This is a genomic window from Burkholderia sp. Ac-20349 (genome assembly GCF_017104865.1).
Taxonomy (GTDB): domain Bacteria; phylum Pseudomonadota; class Gammaproteobacteria; order Burkholderiales; family Burkholderiaceae; genus Burkholderia; species Burkholderia aenigmatica.
On sequence record NZ_JAAGPM010000284.1, the window covers coordinates 1 to 3,291 of the forward strand.

Consider the following 3,291-nt stretch of genomic DNA (forward strand, 5'->3'; position numbering starts at 1 on the left):
AAGCCTGGCTCGTCACGCCCGCGCTCGGGTTCACGATCCCCGCCGACCACCCGGCACTGTCCGGCCACTTCCCCGGCCACCCGGTCGTGCCGGGCGTCGTGCTGCTCGATCACGCGATCCATGCGATCGGCACGGCGCTGAACCGCCCGCTGCACACGTGGCGGCTCGGTTCCGCTAAATTCCTGAGCCCGGTCGCCCCCGGCGAACCGCTCGAACTCACGTTCGACCCGGCCGCCAGCGGCGCGATCCGCTTCACGCTGCGCACCGGGGCGCGCGAGGTCGCGAGCGGCGTGCTGTCCGCGCCGCCGGCCGTGCAGGATGGCGCGCAGCCATGAAGCGCACCGCGTGGGCCGAACGCCAGGAGCGCAGCAACGCGGGCTTGCTGCGCGCGATGACGTGGATCTCGCTGCGCTTCGGCCGGCAGCGCGCGCGTATCGTGCTGCATCTGATCGCGACGTATTTCGTGCTGTTCTCGCCGGTCGCGTGCGCGGCGTCGCGCGACTACCTGCGCCGCGTGCTTGGCCGCCCCGCGCGCTGGCGCGACGTGTACCGGCACGTGTTCACGTTCGCGGCGACGATCCACGACCGCATCTACCTGATGAACGGGCGCTTCGACCTGTTCGACATCCGGCTGCACGGCGAGACGCTCGTCGATGACGCGCTCGCGGGCGGACGCGGCGCGTTCCTGATGGGCGCGCATCTCGGCAGCTTCGAGGTCGTGCGCGCGATCGGCCGCACGCACCCGGACCTGCGCGTCGTCGTGACGATGTACGAGAAGAACGCGCGCAAGATCAACGCGACGCTCGCCGCGGTGAATCCCGCCGCGCAGCCGGAAGTGATTCCGCTCGGGCAGGTCGACTCGATGCTGAAGGTGCGCGAGCGCCTCGACGCGAACTGCATGGTCGGCATGCTCGCCGACCGCACGCTGCTCGACGAGTCTGCCGCATCGCTGCGGCGGCTGCCGCTGCTCGGCGCGCCGGCCGCGTTTCCGCTCGGGCCGCTCTACATGGCCGCGATGTTGAAGCGGCCGGTGATCTTCATGACGGGCCTCTATCGCGACGGCAACCGCTACGATGTGCACTTCGAGACGCTCGCCGACTTCTCCGACGTGCGGCGCGACGCGCGCGCGGCGGCCGTCGATGCGGCACTCGCGCGCTATGTCGCACTGCTCGACCAATACTGCCGCGCGGCACCGTACAACTGGTTCAACTATTTCGATTTCTGGCAAGGCGGCGATGCCGCGGCTGCGCGCAGCGACGCGGCGCGCGCCGGTGCCGGCCTGTCCGCCACGAGGGATTCCGACGCATGACCGCCGTTCGCCGCTGCCTGCCCACGCTCCCGTCCGTGCTGCGTCTTGCCGTCCGCACGCTGGCCGTCGCCGTCGCGGCAACCGCCGCCGCGATCGCGCTGGCTGCCGCGCCCGCGCAGGCGGCCGACACGGGGCCGGCGTGGAGCCTCGACCGGCTGATGTCGACGCTTGCGCAGCACAAGTCGGGGCGTGCGACGTTCACCGAGACGAAGTACCTGTCGATCGCGACGCAGCCGGTCGAATCGTCCGGCGAGCTCGTGTTCGTCGCGCCCGACCATCTCGAGAAGCACACGCTGAGCCCGAAGCCCGAACACCTCGTCGTCGACGGCGACATGCTCACCGTCGAACGCAACAACCGCAAGTACACGCTCGCGCTCGCGCGCTACCCGGAACTCGGCGCGTTCATCGACAGCATCCGCGCGACGCTCGCCGGCAACCGCTTCGCGCTCGAACAGGTGTACAAGGTTGCGCTCGCCGGGCGCGGCGACGACTGGACACTGACGCTCACGCCGCTCGACTCGCGGATGCTGAAGGTCGTCAGCACGATCACGCTCGACGGCACGCGCGACGTGTTGCGCAGCGTCGCGATCCGGCAGGCCGACGGCGACCGTTCGGTGATGCGCCTGCAACCCGTTCCCGCGAACCCGAACTGATGGACGAACGCACCCGGCCCTCGTCGTCACCGGTCGCGCGCCGCCTGCACACGCTGCGGCAGCGCGCGGTGCTCGTGTGGCTGCTCGCGCTTCTCGCGTGCGGCGTCGCGATCGGGCGCGCGCACTTCACGGCCGACCTGTCCGCCTTCCTGCCGAGCGCGCCGAGCGCCGGGCAGCGCGTGCTCGTCGATCAGTTGCGCGACGGCGTCGTGTCGCGGCTGATCCTCGTCGCGATCGACGGCGGCGATGCCGCCACGCGCGCCGCGCTGTCGCGACGCGTCGCCGGCGCGCTGCGCACCGATCCGCAGTTCGCGGCCGTTCACAACGGCGAAGCCGCGAATGACGCGCGCGACCGCCAGTTCATCTTCGATCACCGCTACCTGCTGAGCCCGGCCGTCACGCCGCAGCGCTTCAGCGCCGCCGGCCTGCATCAGGCGCTCGGCGACAGCCTCGACCTGCTGAGTTCGTCGGCCGGCCTCGTGGCCAAGGCGATGCTGCCGCGCGACCCGACCGGCGAAGTCGCCACGCTCGTCGACCAGCTCGACAGCGCGGCGGAACCGGCGAGCCGCGACGGCGTGTGGGCGTCGCGCGACGGCACGCGCGCCGTTCTCGTGGTGCAGACGGCCGCCGCCGGTTCCGATACCGACGCGCAGGCCCGTGCGATCGACACGGTGCGCCGCGCGTTCGCCGCCGCGACGCAGGCCGTGCCGAACGCCGCCGCGACCACGCTCGCGATGACGGGCCCCGGCGTGTTCTCGGTCGACACGCGCGACACGATCCGGCACGACGTCGAACGGCTGTCGACGGCGAGCATCGTGCTGATCGTCGCGCTGCTGCTGACGCTGTACCGTTCGCCGCGCACGCTCGCGCTCGGCTTGCTGCCGGTGCTGACGGGCGTCGCGGCGGGAATCGCGGCGGTCAGCCTCGCGTTCGGCACGGTCCACGGGCTGACGCTCGGCTTCGGCACGACGCTGATCGGCGAAGCCGTCGACTATTCGATCTACCTGTTCGTGCAATCGGCGCAGGCCGGCACGCGCGGCGCGGCACGCCCGGCCGACGCGACGCGCGCATGGGTCGCCGCGTACTGGCCGACGATCCGGCTCGGCGTGCTGACCTCCGTGTGCGGGTTCGCGTCGATGCTGTTCTCCGGCTTCCCGGGCCTCGTGCAGCTCGGGCTGTATTCGATCGTCGGGCTGACGGCCGCCGCGCTCGTCACGCGCTTCGTGCTGCCGCACCTGCGCGGCGAACATGTCGCGATCCGCGACGTGTCGCGGGTCGGCGCCGTACTCGCGCGCGCGGCCGACGCCGCACCGCGGCTGCGCTGGCCGC

3 protein-coding genes and 1 pseudogene are annotated in these 3,291 nt (G+C 72.0%); all 4 read left to right on the plus strand.

Going from position 1 to position 3,291, the window contains the following annotated elements:
• Nucleotides 1-335, plus strand: a pseudogene (locus G3N61_RS38395) (beta-hydroxyacyl-ACP dehydratase); the annotation flags it as partial.
• Complete coding sequence (locus G3N61_RS38400; RefSeq protein WP_089451268.1) at nt 332-1,309, plus strand: acyl-CoA synthetase; 978 nt, start codon at nt 332-334, stop codon at nt 1,307-1,309. The pseudogene G3N61_RS38395 and the gene G3N61_RS38400, both read left to right, overlap by 4 nt.
• The gene (locus G3N61_RS38405) at nt 1,306-1,962 is read left to right on the plus strand and encodes an outer membrane lipoprotein carrier protein LolA (protein WP_089451269.1); all 657 of its coding nucleotides are present in this window, start codon (nt 1,306-1,308) and stop codon (nt 1,960-1,962) included. Before G3N61_RS38400 ends, G3N61_RS38405 begins: the two co-directional genes overlap by 4 nt.
• Nucleotides 1,962-3,291 (plus strand): MMPL family transporter (locus G3N61_RS38410; protein ID WP_205825047.1); only part of this gene is annotated, 1,330 nt, incomplete at its 3' end. The genes G3N61_RS38405 and G3N61_RS38410, both read left to right, overlap by 1 nt.